Genomic DNA, 18,621 nt, shown 5'->3' on the forward strand with positions numbered 1-18,621 from the left:
CCACGCGGTGCCGCCTGTTCCCCTTCCGCGTTGGAGTGCCCGTGAAGTCGCTGCTGCTTCTGCCGATCCTGGCAATCGTTTTTTCCGATGCCCATGCCGATGCCGGCTGCGAGCGCCTGGCGCTGGACCCCGAAGTCCCTGCCGGAATCGATGGCCGCTACGAGATCGTCGGCAAGGATCCGCTCACGGGCAACGGCTACACCGGGACGCTCGCGGTCGCGCTTGGCAAGAACAGCTATACGCTCGCTCGTACGGTCGGCACAGACACCGTTCGCGGAGAGGCCTGGTTCGAACGTTGCGGGGTGGACAGGATCATGATGCTGGTCGTCCGGTACCGTGCCGAGCCGGCGATCGCGGCGGTCTGCTTCAACCGCTCCGATGCCGACAACTACTACCGCATGTCCTGCAGGACCCGCCAGGGCGGCTCCGGCCGCAGCGGACTGGAAGCCTGGTTCCAGCAGGAGTAGCGAGGTGCCGGGTGCGCCGCGGCCGCCGCGATCGTCGGCCCGCCGTACCGGTGCTGGTGTGCAGGCGACAGGCCACCAGGGGAAACGTCCTGCAGCACGTCCCTCTTCCGACGCATCGTCCGTACTCCCCGATTGCGCAGCCATGCTCATCGTCCGACCGATCTCCAGCACCGACTCCATCGACGAACTCACCGCGCTGCTGCACCGCGCCTACGCGCGGCTCGGCGCGATGGGGCTGAACTACACGGCCGTCGACCAGACATCCGAGGTCACCCGCAAGCGCATCGAGGGAGGACGATGCTACGTGGCGTACCGGTCCGGCAGGCTCGCCGGGACGGTCCTCGTACAGCCCACCTACGCGGAGAACGAGTGCGGGTACTACACCCGGCCGGGGGTTGCCGCGCTTCACCAGTTCGGCGTCGAGCCCGGGTTGCAGGGCCTGGGCATCGGCCGCGCGCTGCTGCAGCGGTGCGAGGCGTGGGCGGCCGGGCATGGATTTTCCGAGCTGGCCATGGACACGGCCGAGCAGGCCGCGCACCTGGTCGCCCTCTACTCCCGGCTCGGCTACACCCAGGTGGGCCATGTGCAGTGGCCCGGCAAGTGCTATCGCAGTGTCGTGCTGAGCAAGCGCCTGGAGTAGTTCCCGCGCCTGCTCGAGCGGGCCGATGGCATCCGTCCACGCCTGCCGGGAGCGGTGGCAGGGAAACGCCCGAGAACCTTCCACGACCTCGAGCCGGAGGCAGCACATGCCGAGCGGGCGCCGTGGCGATGGCATGGGGCGGGCGTTCGCCCATCGCTCGGCACTCGTGGCGCAGGTCGTACCTCGCATTGCTTGCCGCCGACCGGCGATGCCATCGCTTCGGTGATCGCGGCCGGCTGCGCCGCGCTGGGCCGAGGCCTGCCCCATGACCCTCGCACGGCTTCCGTCGTCGTCGATGGCACCTGTCAGCGCCTGCGGGGAGGGAGTGGCGGCGGCGAAGGACCCATAGACCAAAGTCGCAGCTGCGACGACTTGTCCGATTGCGTTCCGCCGTGGGACCCTGTTGTCTGACAACCGGACAGGTGCCGATGCTCCAGCTCGAACGCCCCGATACGCTGGTCGACCGTGTGGTCAGCTCGATCCGCAGCGAGATCCGCGCGGGGCGGCTGGCGGCGAGTTCGCGCCTGCCCACCGAGCACCAGCTGGCCGAGCAGCTGTCGGTGAGCCGCTCGGTGATCCGCGAGGCGGTGGCGCAGCTCAAGGCCGACGGCGTGCTGGTCAGCCGCCGCGGCGATGGCTCGTACATCTCGCAGACGCCGGCCGGTCAGGTGTTCCGCCTGCCCGGCGCGCGCGGTGGCGTGCCGGACCTGGTGCAGATGTTCGAGATGCGCCTGTGGATCGAGAGCCAGGCCGCCGCCGTGGCGGCGGCGCGGCGGCGGCCGGCCGACCTGCAGCGCATGCGCCGGGCGATCAAGGTGATGGACGACAACGCCGACGATTTCGCGGTGTCCTCGGCGGCCGACGTGGAGTTCCATCGTGCCATCGCCGCGGCCTGCCGCAACGACTACTTCACCGCCTTCCACGATTTCCTCGGCGGCCAGCTGGCGCAGGCGCGGCTGGCGGCATGGGAGAACTCGGCGCGGCTGAGCGGTGGCGCCCGCAGCGCGCAGGCCGAGCACCGGGCGCTGTACGCGGCCATCGCCGACGCCGACAGCGTTCGCGCCGGCGACTGCGCGCGCACGCACCTGCAGGCTTCCGCGCTGCGGCTGGGCATCGCCCTGCCGCAGACGGGATAGCGCTCTCCATGTCCGCGCCGTCGCGCCGCCGCATCCCCGATTTGTCTGACAACCCTACAAATACAACGGAACCCCAATGACCTACGACTTCTGCGTGATCGGTGGCGGCATCGTCGGCCTGGCCACGGCGATGCGGCTGCTGGAACTGCACCCCGGTGCTTCGCTGGTACTGCTGGAGAAGGAGCAGCGCCTGGCCGCGCACCAGACCGGCCACAACAGCGGCGTGATCCATGCCGGCGTGTACTACGCGCCGGGCAGCCTGAAGGCCGATCTGTGCAAGCGCGGCGCACAGGCGACCAAGGACTTCTGCGACGCGCACGGCATCGCCTACGAGGTCTGCGGCAAGCTGCTGGTGGCGTCCAACGCACTGGAGATGGAGCGCATGGAGGCGCTGCACAAGCGCGCGTTGACCAACGGCCTGAACATCGTGCGCCTCGACGCGGATGAGCTGCACCGGCGCGAGCCGAACATCGTCGGCGAAGGCGGCCTGTTCGTGGACAGCACCGGCATCGTCGACTACCGCCAGGTATGCGAGGCGATGGCGCGGGTGATCGCCGACGCCGGCGGCGAGGTGCTGCTTGGGCAGCGGGTGGAGGCGATCCAGGAGACCGGCGAGCAGGTGCTGGTCGAGGCCGGCGGGCGCACCCTCGCCGCGCGCAGGCTGGTGGTGTGCGGCGGCCTGCAGTCCGATCGCCTGGCGCGCATGGCCGGGTTGCAGATCGAGCACCAGATCGTGCCGTTCCGCGGCGAGTACTACCGCCTGCCGGCGGCCAAGAACGGCATCGTCAAGCACCTGATCTACCCGATCCCCGATCCGGAGCTGCCGTTCCTGGGCATCCACCTGACCCGCATGATCGACGGCGGCGTCACCGTGGGGCCGAACGCGGTGCTCGGCTTCGCCCGCGAGGGCTATCCCAAGTTCTCCGCGAGCCTGCGCGACATGGCCGAGTACGGCCGTTTCCCGGGCTTCTGGCGCACGATCTTCGAGAACCTCGGCTCGGGCCTGACCGAGATGAAGAACTCGGTGTTCAAGCGCGGCTACCTGGAGCAGTGCCGCAAGTACTGCCCGTCGCTGCAGCTGGAGGACCTGCAGCCATGCGAGGCCGGCATCCGTGCGCAGGCGGTGATGCGCGACGGCACGCTGGTGCACGACTTCCTGTTCGTGCAGAGCCCGCGAATGCTGCACGTGTGCAACGCGCCGTCGCCGGCGGCCACCTCGGCCATTCCGATCGGCCAGATGATCGCCGACAAGATCCTCGGCAACGCCTGATCCATCGCGGTCCGGCGCATCCGCGGCGGGCCGCCAATCCATTCGAACGAGGGAGGGAAGCAATGTCGCAAGTGGACAACACCGCCGCAGGGACGGCGGAAACCGATCAGCAGCGCAGGACCCGGCTGCGCAAGGTGGCCGGTGCCACCATCGTCGGCTCGATGCTGGAGTGGTACGACTTCTACCTGTACGCGACGATGGCCGCCATCGTCTTCTCCAAGGTGTTCTTCGACCCCAGCGATCCGCAGACCGCGGTGCTGCTGTCGTTCTCCACCTTCGCCATCGGCTTCATCGCCCGTCCCTTCGGCGGCGTGCTGTTCGGCCACCTCGGCGACAAGTTCGGCCGCAAGCGCATGCTGGTGGTGACCTTCTGCCTGATGGGCATCTGCACCGCGGCGATCGGCCTGATCCCGGGCTATGCCAGCATCGGCATCGCCGCGCCGATCCTGCTGGTGCTCATCCGCATCGTCCAGGGCCTGGGCGCCGGTGCCGAGCTGGCGGCGGCGGCGGTGACCTCCTACGAGCACGCCGCCGAGAACAAGCGCGGCAGCCAGGGCGCGTGGCCGGCGCTGGGCCTGAACCTGGGGCTGCTGCTGTCCTCGCTGACGGTGTACGTGCTCACGCTCAATGGCGATGCGTTCCTGATCAACGGCGGCTGGCGCATCCCCTTCATCGGCTCGATCGTGCTGGTGGCGGTGGGCCTGTGGGTGCGCAACTCGCTTCCCGAGACGCCGGAGTACCAGCAGCTCAAGGACGCCGGCGACGAGGCGCAGAAGCCGCACGTGGAGAAGATGCCGCTGATGACGCTGTTCCGCAACGACCTCAAGGGACTGGCCGTGGTGTTCTTCGTGGCCATCGGCTACAACGCGCTCAGCTACATCTTCAAGACCTTCTCGCTGGCCTACCTGACCCAGTACCAGGGCGTGAGCGCGCACGTGACCTCGCTGTCGGTGACCATCGCCAGCGTGGTGGCGATCTTCGCGGTGCCGCTGTTCGGCCGCCTGTGCGACCGCTGGAGCAGCAAGAAGGTGCTGATCACCGGCGGCCTGCTGTCGTGCGTGCTGGTGTGGCCGTTCATGGCCCTGCTCGAGACCGGCCAGCCGATGTGGATCTACCTGGCCATCGCCGTGGGCACCGGCATCCTGGCGCCGATGATGTTCGCGCCGCAGGGCTCGTTCCTGAGCCGGCAGTTCCCTACGCATACGCGCTCGTCCGGCGTGGGCACCGGGCGCGAGATCGGCACTGCGGTGGCCGGCGGCCTGGCGCCGCTGGGCGCGCTGGGACTGGTGGCGGCCTCGCCCACGCACTCCACCACCGGGGTGGTGGTGATCCTGCTGACGGCGGCCTTGATCCTGGTGGTCGCCGCCGCCTGCGACCAGGGTGGCAAGCATTCGGCGTACAAGAACTGAGTGGGTCTGGCGGAGGCGGGGCATCGCCTCCGCCAGACCGCGTCGTCCCAGCCTGCGCTGCTGCCTCGCTGTAGGAGCGACTTCAGTCGCGATGGGCTGTACCGGGAAAGCCCCATCGCGACTGAAGTCGCTCCTACAGGGGATCGAGGGGCGCTGGGTTCCGACTGATCGGCGTGTTGCCCGACAACCGGGTCCGCGCTCAGCCGTCGCTGCCCGGCCGCAGCCGGCGGTACAGCGTGCTGCGGCTGATGCCCAGCCGGCGCGCGGCCTGCGAGACATTGCCGTCGCACGCGTCCAGTGCCTGGCGCATCGCCGCGATGGTCAGTGCATGCAACCCGCCTTCCGCCGCCTGCATGGATGACGCGGGCGCCGTGGCCGACGGGTCGGGCGCGGCCCGCGCCATGCCGCGTTCGCGCGGCAGGTAGGCCGGCAGCGATTCCACGCCGATGCAGGCATCGGCCTCGCTCAGTGCCGCCAGGGTGCGCAGGCACGCCACCAGCTGGCGCAGGTTGCCGGGCCAGGCGTGGTCGGCCAGCGCGGCCAGGGCATCGACGTGCAGGCGCCTGCCCTGCCCGATCCGCTGCCACAGGTCGCGCACCAGCCGCGCGCGCTCGGGGTGGTCGCGCAGCGCCGGCACGTGCACCGTGTGGTGGGCGATGCGGTAGTACAGGTCGGGGCGGAACTGGCCCTCGGCGATGGCCTGGTCGAGGTCGCGGTGGGTGGCGCAGACCAGGGCGAAATCGAGCTTGACCGGCTTGCCGCCGCCCAGCGGCGACAGCTCGCGGTCCTGCAGCACGCGCAGCAGGCGCGGCTGCAGCGCCAGCGGCATGTCGCCGATCTCGTCCAGGAACAGCACCCCGCCCTCGGCCTGGCGCAGCAGGCCGGCGTTGCCCTGCTTGCGCGCGCCGGTGAAGGCGCCCTCCTCGTAGCCGAACAGCTCGGCCTCGATCAGTCCTTCCGGCAGCGCGGCGCAGTTGACCGCGACGAACGGCTTGCCGGCGCGCGCGCTGCGCCGGTGCAGTTCGCGCGCGAACACTTCCTTGCCGGTGCCGGTCTCGCCCTGCACCAGCACCGGCAGCTCGGCGTCGAGCACGCGGCGGGCGCGTTCGAGCGCGGCGTCCAGTGCGGCGTCGAACAGCGGACCGTCGGGGGGCGGCCGCGCGGCCGCGGCCGACACCGTGATCGGCGCGCGTGTCGTGCGTGCGCGTGGCCGCGTGGCGTCGGCCGCGTCGATGCGGCCGTACAGCGCCCTGCCCTGGCGGTCGAGCAGCGCGCCGTCGTCGTGCAGCCGCGACAGCGGCTGCTCGAACAGCGCCTCGTATGGCGCGCGTCCCAGTTCGCTGCGGTCCAGGCCGAACAGCTTCAGCCCGACGGCGTTGGCCGCCACCAGCCGGCCGCCGCGGAAGCCGAGCACGCCTTCGCGGCTGGTGCCCAGCAGCGCGGGGTCGTGGTGCACGCGCAGCAGCTCGGCCTCGGCGATGCCGTCGTCGAACCAGCGGTGCTCGATGTTAGCCGCCGCCATGCGCGCCAGGCCCATGGCGTGCATGTGCTGCACGCTGGCATCGCCGGAGATGTCGAGCACCCCGGCGAGGCGGCCGTAGGGGTCGAAGACCGGGGTGGCCGAGCAGCTGAGGATGCCGTGCGGGGCAAGGTAGTGCTCGCCACCGCGCACCTCGACCGCGCGGCCCTCGACGATGGCGGTGCCGATGGCGTTGGTGCCGACCACGTTCTCGCCCCAGCACACGCCGGGCATCAGCGCCACCCGCCCGGCCTTGTCGAGGAAGCCGGGGCTGCCCTCGGCATCGAGGATCCAGCCGGCCTCGTCGGTGAGCAGCACGATGCTGCCGGTGGCGGCGGTGTCGGCCGACAGGCCTTCCAGTTCGGCGCGTGCCAGCCGCCACAGTTTCTCGTGGCGTTCGCGCAGCTCGCGCAGGTGTCCGCGCGGCAGCGGGTCCAGGGCCGGATTGCGGTCCAGCGGCAGGCCCTGGCGCTGGCAGCGCCGCCACGACTGCAGGATGGTGTCCGGGACCGCGCCGGCCAGCGCGGCGCCGCGTTCGAAGAACGAGCGGCGGGCATGGCCCAGGCGATGCTGCGACGGTAGCTGTGCCATCGGGTGCTCCTGTGTCGCAAATTGCGACAGCTGTATCGACCGGTGTCCCGATAGACAACACAGCCGGCGCAGGCTTGCAATGGCCGGGCGTGGCGCGCCGCAGCAAGAATCGGCGCTGTCCCGCGACACCGCGGGGTGCGACAGGCTGTCGCACCGCAGCAGCGAAAAGTTGGCATCGGCCTTGCGCATGCCTTGGGGACCCGCACCGGGTTTTCACCCCAAACGCATTCGCAGGAGACACCGATGAACGCCGTCACGTCCGCCAAGCCCCACTCCACCGACCCGCAGTCCATCTTCAAGCAGCGCTACGGCAACTTCATCGGCGGCGAGTGGACCGAGCCGAGGAGCGGCCAGTACTTCGACAACACCTCGCCGGTCAACGGCCGGGTGATCACCTCGGTGGCGCGCTCCAACGCCGACGACATCGAGGCCGCGCTCGACGCCGCGCACGCGGCCAAGGACGCCTGGGGCCGGACCAGCGTCGCCGAGCGCGCCAACGTGCTCAACCGCATCGCCGACCGCATCGAGCAGAACCTGGAACTGCTGGCCTATGCCGAGACCTGGGACAACGGCAAGCCGATCCGCGAGACGCTCAATGCCGACATCCCGCTGGCGGTGGACCACTTCCGCTACTTCGCCGGCGCGGTGCGCGCGCAGGAAGGCTCGCTGAGCGAGATCGACCAGGACACCATCGCCTACCACTTCCACGAGCCGCTGGGCGTGGTCGGGCAGATCATCCCGTGGAACTTCCCGCTGCTGATGGCGGTGTGGAAGCTGGCGCCGGCGCTGGCCGCGGGCAACTGCGTGGTGCTCAAGCCGGCCGAGCAGACCCCGGCCTCGATCCTGGTGCTGCTGGAGGTGATCGGCGACCTGCTGCCGCCGGGCGTGCTCAACGTGGTCAATGGCTTCGGCCTGGAGGCGGGCAAGCCGCTGGCCTCGAGCAACCGCATCGCCAAGATCGCCTTCACCGGCGAGACCACCACCGGGCGGCTGATCATGCAGTACGCCAGCCAGAACCTGATCCCGGTGACGCTGGAGCTGGGCGGCAAGTCGCCCAACATCTTCTTCGCCGACGTGATGGCCGAGGACGACGACTTCCTCGACAAGGCGATCGAGGGCTTCGTGCTGTTCGCCTTCAACCAGGGCGAGGTCTGCACCTGCCCGTCGCGCGCGCTGATCCACGAGTCGATCTACGAGCGCTTCATGGACAGGGCGCTCGAGCGCGTGGCCGCGATCAAGCAGGGCAACCCGCTCGACCCCAACACCCAGGTCGGCGCGCAGGCCTCGTCCGAGCAGCTGGAGAAGATCCTGTCCTACCTCGACATCGGCCGGCAGGAAGGCGCCGAGGTACTGATCGGCGGCGAGCGCAACAACCTGGACGGCGACCTGGCCGGCGGCTACTACGTCAAGCCGACCGTGTTCAAGGGCCACAACAAGATGCGCATCTTCCAGGAGGAGATCTTCGGCCCGGTGGTGGCGGTGACCACCTTCAAGACCGAGGAGGAGGCGCTGGCGCTCGCCAACGACACGCTCTACGGGCTGGGCGCCGGCGTATGGAGCCGCGATGCGTCGCGGCTGTACCGCGTCGGCCGCGGCATCCACGCCGGGCGGGTGTGGAGCAACTGCTACCACGCCTATCCGGCGCATGCCGCGTTCGGTGGCTACAAGCAGTCGGGCATCGGCCGCGAGAACCACAAGATGATGCTCGACCACTACCAGCAGACCAAGAACCTGCTGGTGAGCTACTCGCCCAAGGCGCTGGGCTTCTTCTGAAGCCTGCCCGCCGGCGTACTCCCTCCCCCGCGGGATCGTTCGTCTTCATCGCAAGGCAGGACATGCTTCCTTCTCCCGCGTGCGGGAGAAGGTGGCGCGCAGCGCCGGATGAGGGTGCTTGGCTGTGGCGTTCCCATGCTCCCGGCAGCTCCCCCCATCCGCCCTTCGGGCCCCTTCCCCCGCACGCGGGAGAAGGGAGCTTGTCCCACGCCTGTTGCGATGAAGAGAGAGGAACGTCGATGCCAGGCAGCCGGTTCCCCGCGCGGCCTGCCCTCTTCTCCATCCGTCCCAGCTTGCAGCGAGGAACACCGCATGGCCGTCACCGAAGAAACCCTTTCCGCCACCGTCGCCCGCAGCAACACGCCGACCGACACGCTCCGGCACTGGCTGGCCGGCTTTGCCGACGCGCTGGCACGGCGCGACATCGATGCCGCCCTGGCCTGCTTCGCCGAGGACTGCCACTGGCGCGACCTGGTGCTGTTCAGCTGGAACATCGTCACTGCCGAGGGCAAGGGCGGGATCCGCGACCTGCTCGAGCAGCGGCTGCACGACACCGACCCCTCGCACTGGCAGGTCGAGGGCGAGGCCAGCGCCGCCGATGGCGTGGTCGAGGGCTGGATCGGCCTGGAGACCGGCGCGGCGCGCGGCAAGGGCTACGTGCGCCTGAAGGACGGCCTGTGCTGGACGCTGCTGACCAGCATGCGCGAGCTCAAGGGCTTCGAGGAGCCTCGCGGGCGCCGCCGCCCGCTCGGCGCGCAGCACGGCCATGGCCATACCGACAAGCGCAACTGGGCCGAGCGCCGCCGCGACGAGGAAGCCGCGCTCGGCATCACCGAGCAGCCGTACTGCCTGATCGTCGGCAGCGGCCAGGGCGGACTGGGCCTGGGCGCGCGGCTCAGGCGCCTGGGCGTGCCGACGCTGATCGTGGACAAGGCCGAGCGCCCGGGCGACCAGTGGCGCGGGCGCTACAAGTCGCTGTGCCTGCACGACCCTGTCTGGTACGACCACATGCCCTACCTGCCCTTCCCCGATCACTGGCCGGTGTTCACCCCCAAGGACCAGATCGGCGACTGGCTGGAGATGTACGCCAAGGCGATGGAGCTCAACGTCTGGAACCGCACCGAGTGCGTCAAGGCCGACTTTGATGAAGCTGCCGGGCACTGGAACGTGACGGTGATGCGCGACGGCGTGCCGGTGCGGCTGCAGCCGACCCAGCTGATCCTGGCCACCGGCATGTCCGGCGTGCCCAACGTGCCCAGCTACCCCGGCGCGGAGAGCTTCGCCGGCCAGCAGCACCATTCCAGCCAGCATCCCGGCGGCGACGCCTGGCGCGGCAAGCGCGCGGTGGTGATCGGCGCCAACAACTCGGCCCACGACATCTGCGCCGACCTGGTCGAGCACGGCGCGCAGGTGACCATGGTGCAGCGCTCGCCCACCCACATCGTGCGTTCGCAGACGCTGATGGAGGTGGTGCTGGGGCCGCTGTATTCGGAACAGGCGCTGGAGAACGGCATCACCACCGACAAGGCCGACCTGCTGTTCGCCTCGATCCCGTACAAGGTGATGCCGCAGTTCCACCGCCCCGCCTTCGACGAGGTGCGCCGGCGCGACGCCGACTTCTACGCGCGGCTGGAGAAGGCCGGCTTCATGCTCGACTTCGGCGACGACGACACCGGCCTGTTCATGAAGTACCTGCGCCGCGCCTCGGGCTACTACATCGACGTCGGCGCCTCCGAGCTGATCGCCGACGGCAGCATCGCGCTCAGGAGCGCGCCGGGCCTGAACGTGGACCGCATCGAGCCCGACGCGGTGGTGCTGAGCGACGGCTCGCGGCTGCCGGCCGAACTGATCGTCTACGCCACCGGCTACGGCTCGATGAACGGCTGGGCGGCGCAGCTGATCAGCCAGCAGGTGGCCGACAAGGTCGGCAAGTGCTGGGGCTACGGTTCGGGCACCACCAAGGATCCCGGCCCGTGGGAGGGCGAACTGCGCAACATGTGGAAGCCCACCCGGCAGCAGAACCTGTGGTTCCACGGCGGCAACCTGCACCAGTCGCGGCACTACTCGCTGTACCTGGCGCTGCAGCTGAAGGCGCGCTACGAGGGCCTGGACACGCCGGTGTACCGCCTGGCGCCGAGCCACCACGTGCAATGACGCGGCGGCCGCGCCCGGCCCGGCCTGCGCGCGGCAGCGTCGTCCGCTCCACTTCCCCAACCGACGAGGACGCAACACATGAGCAATCGAGTGGCATTGGTCACCGGCGCCGGCCAGGGCATCGGCCGCGCCATCGCGCTGCGGCTGGCCCGCGACGGCCTGGCCGTGGCCGTGGCCGACCGCAACGCGGCCACCGCGCAGGAGGTGGCCGGCGAGATCGACCGCGCCGGCGGCACGGCCATCGCCCTGGCCGTGGACGTGACCCGGCGCGAGCAGGTGTTCGCCGCCGTCGATCAGGCCCGCCAGCGCCTGGGCGGCTTCGACGTCATCGTCAACAACGCGGGCATCGCCCCGACCACGCTGATCGAGGAGATCACCGAGGAAGTGGTGGACCGGATCCTCGACGTCAACCTCAAGGGCGTGATCTGGGGGACGCAGGCGGCGGTGGCGGCGTTCAAGGCGCTCGGCCACGGCGGCAAGGTCATCAATGCCGCCTCCCAGGCCGGCCATGTCGGCAATCCCGAGCTGGCGGTGTACTGCGCCAGCAAGTTCGCCGTGCGCGGCTTCACCCAGACCGCCGCCCGCGACCTGGCGCCGCTGGGGATCACCGTCAACGCCTACTGCCCGGGCATCGTCAAGACGCCGATGTGGTTCGAGATCGACCGCCAGATCTCCGAGGCCGCCGGCAAGCCGCCGGGCCATGGCACCGCCGAGTTCGCCAAGCGCATCACCCTGGGGCGGCTGTCCGAGCCGGAGGACGTGGCCGGGCTGGTGTCGTGGCTGGCAGGCCCGGACTCGGACTACATGACCGGGCAGGCGGTGCTGATCGACGGCGGGATGGTGTTCGTCTAGCTGCCGGAAGCCACCCGCCCCGGCATGCCGGTCGCCGCCGCCCATGCGGGCGTGGCGTGCCGGAAACCGGGGATCTCGCGGTCGCCGGAGTGCAGCCGCCGGTAAGATGGTTCTTGATCTGAATCAAAGCCTGCCTGCGCAATTCGCTCGCAGACTGACGATTGATCGTTTTCCCTTCCCCCACTCGATTGGTCACACCAGAAGAAGGAAAGCAGACATGCAGAAGACAATGAAAGCAGCCGTGGTCCGTGAATTCGGCAAGCCGCTGACGATCGAGGAGGTGGAAGTTCCGCGGCCCAAGGCCGGCGATATCCTGGTCAAGATCGAGGCCTGCGGCGTCTGCCATACCGACCTGCACGCGGTGGACGGCGACTGGCCGGTCAAGCCCAATCCGCCGTTCATTCCCGGCCACGAGGGCGTCGGCCACGTGGTCGCGGTCGGCGAGGGCGTCACCCACGTCAAGGAGGGCGACCGCGTCGGCATCCCGTGGCTGTACTCGGCCTGCGGCCACTGCGAGCACTGTCTGGGCGGCTGGGAGACCCTGTGCGAGAAGCAGGAAAACGCCGGCTATTCGGTCAACGGCGGTTTCGCCGAGTACGCGCTGGCCGATGCCGACTATGTCGGCCTGCTGCCCAAGAACGTCGGCTTCGTCGAGATCGCGCCGATCCTGTGCGCGGGCGTGACCGTCTACAAGGGCCTGAAGATGACCGATACCCGCCCGGGCGAATGGGTGGTGATCTCCGGCATCGGCGGGCTCGGGCACATGGCGGTGCAGTACGCCAAGGCGATGGGGCTGAACGTGGCCGCGGTGGACGTGGACGACGCCAAGCTCGACCTGGCCAAGCGCCTGGGCGCGACGGTCACGGTCAACGCCAAGACCACCGACCCGGTGGCCTACCTGAAGAAGGAGATCGGCGGCGCCCACGGCGCACTGGTCACCGCGGTCTCGCCGAAGGCCTTCGAACAGGCGATCGGCATGGTCCGCCGCGGCGGCACCGTCGCCCTGAACGGCCTGCCGCCGGGACAGTTCCCGCTGGACATCTTCGGCATGGTGCTCAACGGCATCACCGTGCGCGGCTCCATCGTCGGCACCCGCCTGGACCTGCAGGAGTCGCTGGATTTCGCCGAGATGGGCAAGGTCAAGGCGACGGTGTCCACCGAGAAGCTGGAGAACGTCAACGACGTGTTCGAGCGCATGCACAAGGGCCAGATCGAAGGCCGCGTGGTGCTGGACTTCGCTGCCTGACGGCAGCGGCGCCTGTCCGGGAGGCGGGGAACGCCCGCCTCCCTGGGTTCGCGCTTCGCGCCGCGATTCCCATGGGGCGGCCCTGGCCCGCCGCGGAAGGCTACGCCACGGCGGGCCGGGGCCCGCCCTGTTTCGCTGTTGTAGGAGCGACTTCAGTCGCGATGAGGCTTTACCGGTAGGGCCTCATCGCGACTGAAGTCGCTCCTACGGAAGCCTTGGCTTGATCGCTGCAATGCCTGTTCCCGCAGCAGCGCGATCCCCCTGTCCGGAGACGCTCGCCATGTCCGATCCGCCGCTCCAGGTGATGGCCACGCAGCCGGCGCTGCAGCTGATCGATACCCTGCGCGCCCGCCACGGGCCGCTGCTGTTCCACCAGTCCGGCGGCTGCTGCGACGGGTCCTCGCCGATGTGCTACCCGGTCGACGACTTCATCGTCGGCGACCGCGACGTGCTGCTCGGCCAGATCGGCGGCGCCGACTTCTACATCAGCCCGTCGCAGTTCGAGTACTGGAAGCACACCCAGCTGATCATCGACGTCGTGCCCGGCCGCGGCGGCATGTTCTCGCTGGAGAACGGCGAGGGCGTGCGCTTCCTGGTGCGCTCGCGGCTGTTCCGCGACGAGGAGCTCGCGCAATTGCGGCAGGCCGGGCGGGTCTAGCCCGGATGGGCCAGGGGCGCTGCCGGCTTGGGCCGCAGGATCGGGCGACGACGTCCCGGTTCCTTTCCTCGCCGGTGCAACCCTCTCAGCGCAGGACAGGAACAGACAAGTTCCCTTCTCCCTCCCGCCTGCGGGGGAAGGTGGCGCGCAGCGCCGGATGGGGGGCTTTTGCTTTTGCTTTCCCATGCGCCAGACAGCCCCCATCCGCCCTTCGGGCACCTTCCCCCGCAAGCGGGAGAAGGGAGCTTGGCGGTTGCTGTCTTGCGATGAGGAAGTAGCGCAGGCGGAACCGTGCCGAAGGTGGATGGGGCAAGCGCGCACTGCGCCTGGGCGCAGGCATGCGCGGCCCCGGGCCAGCCTCAATCCGGCGCCTTGGCCGGCACGAACGGCGAGACCGGATCGCTGGCCGGGAATGTCTCCTCCAGCGCCTCGTCCTGGTTCTCGCTTTCGCGGCGCTTGCGCTCGTGGCGCTCGTGCTCGCTTTCCGGCTTGCCCGATCCTGGCGCCTCCGGCGGGTCCTTGCGATCGCGGCCTGCCTGCACGCCGGACTGCTCCACCGGCGGCTTGCCGGGCGCCGGCAGGTCGTTCGGCACCGGCAGCGCCTGCGGGTCCTGCGCATCGTTCTCGCCGGGCAGTACCTCGTCCGGGGCGCGGCCGGCGCCGCGCTCGTCGTTCTCGTCTGCGTCGTGCTTGCCGCGCTGCTCGCCGGGCAACGGCGTCTCGTTCTCGCGCAGGGGATCTCGTGGCATGGTCGTGTCCTCGCTTGCAGGGACTGCAACTGCATACCCAGGCCGGTGAAAACGCCGCGAATCGCACGAACCGAACATTGCGATCACGCCGGCATCACCGCTGCGGCGCTACTCGTTGGCATCCCACCCCGGGATACCCGCCATGACTCCCTCCGAACGCCGCCCGGACCGTTCGCTGGTCCACTGTCATCTCGATCCGCTGCCGCGCCGCTGGCGTCGCCGCTGCGCGCTGCCGGCCGAGCCCCTCGCCACCGCCCAGGACTTCGTCCAGTACACCCTGCGCGACTATGCGCAGCGCCGCTGCCAGGGCGGGCCGTCGTGGCGCGACCTGCGCCCGGCCTATGCCTTCGCCCTGGCCACGCACGCCGCCGACTGGCCGCGCGGCGCCGGCGACACCGAGGGCGACCTGGCCCAGCAGTGGGAGCAGATGCGGGCCGAGTCGCGGCTGGACTGGGCGCGCGCGCGGACGGTGGTGGAGGACGCCTGGCGCGCGCTGGACCACATGCCGGCCGCGGTCGTGCACGGGGCGCGGCACTGATGGCGCGGCCGATCTGGACCGGCACGCTGTCGTTCGGCCTGCTCAACGTGCCGGTGTCGCTGATGTCGGGCGAGCGTCGGGTGGACCTGCAGTTCCGCATGCTCGACTCGCGCGACGGCAAGCCGATCCGCTTCGAGCGGGTCAACGCCGAGACCGGCGAGGAGGTGCCCTGGAAGGACATCGTCAAGGCGTTCGAGTACGACAAGGGCAGCTACGTGGTGGTCGACGAGGACGACATCCGCTCGGCCGCGCCGGAGAGCCACGAGACGGTGGAGGTGGAGGCCTTCGTCGATGCCGGGGTGATCGACCCGCGCTACTTCGAGAAGCCCTACATCCTGGTGCCGGGCAAGAAGGCCGAGAAGGGCTACGTGCTGCTGCGCGAGACCCTGCGCGACTCGGGCAAGGTCGGCATCGCCAAGGTGGTGATCCGCACCCGCGAGTACCTGTCGGCGGTGATGCCGCAGGGCGATGCGCTGGTGCTGCTGCTGCTGCGCTACCCGCAGGAGCTGGTGGATCCGCAGGACTACGCGCTGCCGGGCGAGCCCGCCGCCGCGTACCGCATCAGCGAGCGCGAGCGGGAGATGGCCACGCAGCTGATCTCCTCGATGTCCGGCGAGTGGGACCCGGACAGCTACCACGACGAGTTCCGCGAACGCCTGCATGCGCTGCTGCGCAAGCGCATCAAGGCCAAGGGCGGCACCACCAGGGTGGAGGAGGTGGCCGAGCCGCGCGAGGATGCCGCCACCAACGTGGTCGATTTCATGTCGCTGCTGCGCAAGAGCCTGGACGCGAACAAGCGCACCCCGGCCAGGAAGGCCGCGCTGAAGAAGGTGCCGGTGAAGAAGACGCCGGCGAAGAAGGCCGCCAAGCCGGCGGGCAAGGCCACGGCCAAGCCGGCGCAGAAGGCGGCCAGGAAGACGGCCGCGCGCCGCAAGAGCGGCTGAGGCGCGCATGTCGCTGCGCGATTACGTCCGCAAGCGCCGCTTCGACCGGACCCCGGAACCGGCGGCCGGGCCGGCGCCGGGCACGTCCGCCGCGCGTTCGCCGAAGGCACCGATCTTCGTGGTGCAGTTGCACCATGCCAGCAGCCGCCACTACGACTTCCGCCTGCAGGCCGGCGGCGTGCTCAAGAGCTGGGCGGTGCCCAAGGGGCCCTCGCTGCGGCCCGGCGACAAGCGCCTGGCGGTGCAGGTGGAGGACCATCCGCTGGGCTACGCCACCTTCGAGGGCGACATTCCCGCCGGGCAGTACGGCGCCGGCCACGTGGACGTGTTCGACCACGGCACCTGGTCCTGCCAGGGCGATCCGCTGCAGGCGCTGGCCTCCGGCAAGCTCGACTTCGAACTGCAGGGCGACAAGCTGCGCGGGGCCTGGACGCTGGTGCGCACGCGCATGACCGGGCGCCAGCCGCAGTGGCTGCTGATCAAGCGCCACGATGGCCATGCCGCCGACGTCGAGGCCGACGACCTGGTGCAGGGGCCGGCACCAGCACCGGAACCGGGCCGTGGGCGCGCGGCGCGGAGCGGGCGCCGCGCTGCAGCGGCCGCCACCGATCCGCCCGCAGCGCCGGCCAAGGCCAAGACCAAGACCGCGGCGAAGGGCAGGGCACGCGGCAGCGCGGCGGCTGCACGCGCGCGCCAGGACTGGCGCGCGCAGGCCCTGGCCCTGGACGGCGCCCGCGACGCGCCGTGCCCGGCCGGGCTGGCGCCGCAGCTGTGCACGCTGGTGCCGCAGGCACCCGAAGGCGAGGACTGGCTCAACGAGATCAAGTGGGACGGCTACCGGCTGCTGGCCGACCGCGTGGACGGCACGCTGCGGCTGCGCTCGCGCAACGGCCTGGACTGGACGGCGAGGGTGCCGGCGGTGGCCGAGGCGGTGGCGGCGCTGCCGGTGGACGACCTGCGCCTGGACGGCGAGCTGGTGGTGCTCGATGCCGAGGCCCGCAGCGATTTCTCCGCGCTGCAGGCGGTGCTGGAGGGCAGCGCGCGGCAGCCGCTGCGCTACGTGGTGTTCGACCTGCTCGGCGTGGCCGGCGTCGACCTGCGGCGCACCCCGCTGCTGCAGCGCAAGCAGCTGCTGCAGGCGCTGCTCGGTCCCGGGCCGGGCGTGCTGGCCTACAGCGACCACGTCGTCGGCCATGGCCGCGAGGTCTATGCGGCGGCGGCGGCCAAGGGCTACGAGGGCATCGTCAGCAAGCGCGCCGCCGCGCCCTACGGCGGCGGCCGCGACGGCGACTGGCGCAAGACCAAGCGCGGCGAGGGCGACGAGTTCGTCGTCGTCGGCTACACCGATCCCAAGGGCGCGCGCAGCGGCTTCGGCTCGCTGCTGCTGGCACGCCTGCGCGACGGCGCGCTGCAGTACGTGGGCCGGGTCGGCAGCGGCTTCGACGAGGCCACGCTGGCGCGGCTGTCGGCGCGGCTGCAGTCGCTGGCCACGGCGCAGGCGCAGGTCGAACTGCCGCCGCACGTGACGTTCCCGCTGCGCAGCGTGCACTGGGTGCGCCCGCAACTGGTGGTGGAGGTGGCGTTCCGCGGCTGGGCCAAGGAAGGGCTGCTGCGCCAGGCCAGCTTCAGGCGCGAGCGCCCGGACAAGCGCCTGGCCGACCTGGCCTCCACCGACACCGACCCGCCGGCGCCGTCCGCCGGCGCCGCTGCGCCGCCGCGCCGTCCTCCATCGCGCGACCCGACGCGTCGCGCCCGCGCCACCGGAGCTTCCGCCATGTCCGCCAGCGCCACCGTCGCCATTACCCATCCCGAACGCGTGGTGTACCCGGCCGCGGGCATCAGCAAGGGCCAGGTCGCCGACTACTACCGCAAGGTCGCGCGCTGGCTGCTGCCGGAGGTGGCGCGCCGTCCGCTGTCGCTGCTGCGCTGCCCGGACGGCGCCGGCGGCGAGTGCTTCTTCCAGAAGCACCATGGCCGCGGGCTGGGCGCGCACGTGCATGCGATCGCGCTGGAGCAGAAGAGCGGGGTGGAGGACTACCTGTACATCGACGATGCCGACGGCCTGCTGGAGCTGGTGCAGATGAACGTGCTCGAGCTGCATCCGTGGGGAGCGACGGTGGACGACCCCGAGCATCCGGACCGGCTGGTGTTCGACCTGGACCCGGGACCGGGCGTGGACTGGACGACGGTGAAGCAGGCCGCGCGCGACATCCGCGCGCGCCTGCGCGAGGCCGGGCTGGAGAGCTTCGTGCGGCTGTCCGGCGGCAAGGGCCTGCACGTGGTGGCGCCGATCGTGCCGGGCCCGGACTGGGACAGCGTGCGCGGGTTCTGCCAGGCCTTCGCCCAGGCGCTGGCCGAACACGCGCCGGAGCGCTACATCGCCACCATGAGCAAGGCCCGGCGCGAGGGCGTGATCTTCGTCGACTGGTTGCGCAACGGCCGCGGCAACACCAGCGTGTGCAGCTGGTCGCTGCGCGCGCGCGAGCACGCCAGCGTGGCGATGCCGCTGCGCTGGGAGGAGCTGGGCGGGATCGATTCGCCGCAGGCGTTTGCGCTGGACAAGGCGCTGCAGCGCGCCGCGCGCCTGCGCCGCGATCCCTGGGATGGCATCAAGCGGCTGCGGCAGGCGCTGCCGGGGTAGGGGGATCCTGCCGCCGCCGGATGCGCCTTGCGTC

15 protein-coding genes are annotated in these 18,621 nt (G+C 70.6%); 13 read left to right on the forward strand and 2 right to left on the reverse strand.

Annotated elements, in window-relative coordinates; translation table 11 throughout:
• The first annotated feature begins 41 nt into the window (after positions 1-41).
• From LRX76_RS08785 to LRX76_RS08805, 5 genes are all read left to right on the forward strand, one after another.
• The gene (locus LRX76_RS08785) at positions 42-467 is read left to right on the forward strand and encodes a hypothetical protein (protein WP_231804172.1); all 426 of its coding nucleotides are present in this window, start codon (positions 42-44) and stop codon (positions 465-467) included.
• A 142-nt stretch (positions 468-609) separates the two neighbouring features.
• A complete protein-coding gene (locus tag LRX76_RS08790; protein ID WP_231804174.1) occupies positions 610-1,107 on the forward strand; it encodes a GNAT family N-acetyltransferase in 498 nt (165 codons plus the stop codon).
• Positions 1,108-1,535: 428 nt separating this feature from the next.
• The gene (locus LRX76_RS08795) at positions 1,536-2,243 is read left to right on the forward strand and encodes a FadR/GntR family transcriptional regulator (RefSeq protein WP_231804176.1); all 708 of its coding nucleotides are present in this window, start codon (positions 1,536-1,538) and stop codon (positions 2,241-2,243) included.
• A gap of 76 nt (positions 2,244-2,319) precedes the next feature.
• The gene (gene lhgO, locus LRX76_RS08800) at positions 2,320-3,513 is read left to right on the forward strand and encodes an L-2-hydroxyglutarate oxidase (protein WP_231804178.1); all 1,194 of its coding nucleotides are present in this window, start codon (positions 2,320-2,322) and stop codon (positions 3,511-3,513) included.
• 62 nt (positions 3,514-3,575) lie between these two features.
• Positions 3,576-4,922, forward strand: a complete 1,347-nt coding sequence (locus tag LRX76_RS08805) for an MFS transporter (protein ID WP_231804180.1) — start codon at positions 3,576-3,578, stop codon at positions 4,920-4,922.
• Between the two features lie 199 nt (positions 4,923-5,121).
• Here LRX76_RS08805 and LRX76_RS08810 read toward each other — a convergent pair whose 3' ends face one another.
• A complete protein-coding gene (locus LRX76_RS08810; RefSeq protein ID WP_231804182.1) occupies positions 5,122-7,032 on the reverse strand; it encodes a sigma-54-dependent Fis family transcriptional regulator in 1,911 nt (636 codons plus the stop codon).
• Between the two features lie 243 nt (positions 7,033-7,275).
• Between LRX76_RS08810 and adh the strand changes: the two genes are divergently transcribed.
• From adh to LRX76_RS08835, 5 genes are all read left to right on the forward strand, one after another.
• Positions 7,276-8,805, forward strand: a complete 1,530-nt coding sequence (gene adh / locus LRX76_RS08815) for an aldehyde dehydrogenase (RefSeq protein WP_231804184.1) — start codon at positions 7,276-7,278, stop codon at positions 8,803-8,805.
• Between the two features lie 312 nt (positions 8,806-9,117).
• Entirely contained in the window at positions 9,118-10,959 is a 1,842-nt protein-coding gene (locus LRX76_RS08820; protein WP_231804186.1) for an NAD(P)/FAD-dependent oxidoreductase, read from the forward strand.
• Between the two features lie 78 nt (positions 10,960-11,037).
• Complete coding sequence (locus LRX76_RS08825; protein WP_231804188.1) at positions 11,038-11,811, forward strand: (S)-acetoin forming diacetyl reductase; 774 nt, start codon at positions 11,038-11,040, stop codon at positions 11,809-11,811.
• Between the two features lie 217 nt (positions 11,812-12,028).
• On the forward strand, positions 12,029-13,057 hold the full coding sequence (adhP, locus tag LRX76_RS08830) for an alcohol dehydrogenase AdhP (RefSeq protein WP_231804190.1): 1,029 nt from the start codon (positions 12,029-12,031) through the stop codon (positions 13,055-13,057).
• 280 nt (positions 13,058-13,337) lie between these two features.
• Entirely contained in the window at positions 13,338-13,715 is a 378-nt protein-coding gene (locus LRX76_RS08835) for a DUF779 domain-containing protein (RefSeq protein WP_231804192.1), read from the forward strand.
• Positions 13,716-14,074: 359 nt separating this feature from the next.
• On the opposite strand, the gene LRX76_RS08840 is transcribed toward LRX76_RS08835, so the two are convergent.
• A complete protein-coding gene (locus tag LRX76_RS08840) occupies positions 14,075-14,464 on the reverse strand; it encodes a hypothetical protein (RefSeq protein ID WP_231804194.1) in 390 nt (129 codons plus the stop codon).
• A gap of 142 nt (positions 14,465-14,606) precedes the next feature.
• Between LRX76_RS08840 and LRX76_RS08845 the strand changes: the two genes are divergently transcribed.
• The 3 genes from LRX76_RS08845 to ligD are packed head-to-tail and all read left to right on the forward strand — an operon-like array spanning position 14,607 to position 18,587.
• On the forward strand, positions 14,607-15,002 hold the full coding sequence (locus LRX76_RS08845) for a hypothetical protein (RefSeq protein WP_231804196.1): 396 nt from the start codon (positions 14,607-14,609) through the stop codon (positions 15,000-15,002).
• Entirely contained in the window at positions 15,002-15,946 is a 945-nt protein-coding gene (locus LRX76_RS08850) for a Ku protein (RefSeq protein WP_231804198.1), read from the forward strand. The genes LRX76_RS08845 and LRX76_RS08850 overlap by 1 nt, the downstream gene beginning before the upstream one ends.
• A 7-nt stretch (positions 15,947-15,953) precedes the next feature.
• Complete coding sequence (gene ligD, locus LRX76_RS08855) at positions 15,954-18,587, forward strand: DNA ligase D (protein ID WP_231804200.1); 2,634 nt, start codon at positions 15,954-15,956, stop codon at positions 18,585-18,587.
• The last annotated feature ends 34 nt before the right edge of the window (positions 18,588-18,621 follow it).

Origin of the sequence: Stenotrophomonas sp. MMGLT7 (assembly GCF_021168555.1) — a bacterium.
In the GTDB taxonomy this organism is placed as follows: Bacteria; Pseudomonadota; Gammaproteobacteria; order Xanthomonadales; family Xanthomonadaceae; genus MMGLT7.

Excerpts from the sequence above, each read along its gene's own strand:
- LRX76_RS08835 (WP_231804192.1), top strand. The coding sequence starts at position 13,338 with ATGTCCGATCCGCCGCTCCAGGTGATGGCCACGCAGCCGGCGCTGCAG.
- LRX76_RS08840 (WP_231804194.1), bottom strand. The coding sequence starts at position 14,464 with ATGCCACGAGATCCCCTGCGCGAGAACGAGACGCCGTTGCCCGGCGAG.
- lhgO (WP_231804178.1), top strand. The coding sequence starts at position 2,320 with ATGACCTACGACTTCTGCGTGATCGGTGGCGGCATCGTCGGCCTGGCC.
- LRX76_RS08845 (WP_231804196.1), top strand. The coding sequence starts at position 14,607 with ATGACTCCCTCCGAACGCCGCCCGGACCGTTCGCTGGTCCACTGTCAT.
- LRX76_RS08850 (WP_231804198.1), top strand. The coding sequence starts at position 15,002 with ATGGCGCGGCCGATCTGGACCGGCACGCTGTCGTTCGGCCTGCTCAAC.
- LRX76_RS08805 (WP_231804180.1), top strand. The coding sequence starts at position 3,576 with ATGTCGCAAGTGGACAACACCGCCGCAGGGACGGCGGAAACCGATCAG.
- LRX76_RS08790 (WP_231804174.1), top strand. The coding sequence starts at position 610 with ATGCTCATCGTCCGACCGATCTCCAGCACCGACTCCATCGACGAACTC.
- adh (WP_231804184.1), top strand. The coding sequence starts at position 7,276 with ATGAACGCCGTCACGTCCGCCAAGCCCCACTCCACCGACCCGCAGTCC.
- LRX76_RS08795 (WP_231804176.1), top strand. The coding sequence starts at position 1,536 with ATGCTCCAGCTCGAACGCCCCGATACGCTGGTCGACCGTGTGGTCAGC.
- LRX76_RS08810 (WP_231804182.1), bottom strand. The coding sequence starts at position 7,032 with ATGGCACAGCTACCGTCGCAGCATCGCCTGGGCCATGCCCGCCGCTCG.
- adhP (WP_231804190.1), top strand. The coding sequence starts at position 12,029 with ATGCAGAAGACAATGAAAGCAGCCGTGGTCCGTGAATTCGGCAAGCCG.
- ligD (WP_231804200.1), top strand. The coding sequence starts at position 15,954 with ATGTCGCTGCGCGATTACGTCCGCAAGCGCCGCTTCGACCGGACCCCG.
- LRX76_RS08825 (WP_231804188.1), top strand. The coding sequence starts at position 11,038 with ATGAGCAATCGAGTGGCATTGGTCACCGGCGCCGGCCAGGGCATCGGC.
- LRX76_RS08820 (WP_231804186.1), top strand. The coding sequence starts at position 9,118 with ATGGCCGTCACCGAAGAAACCCTTTCCGCCACCGTCGCCCGCAGCAAC.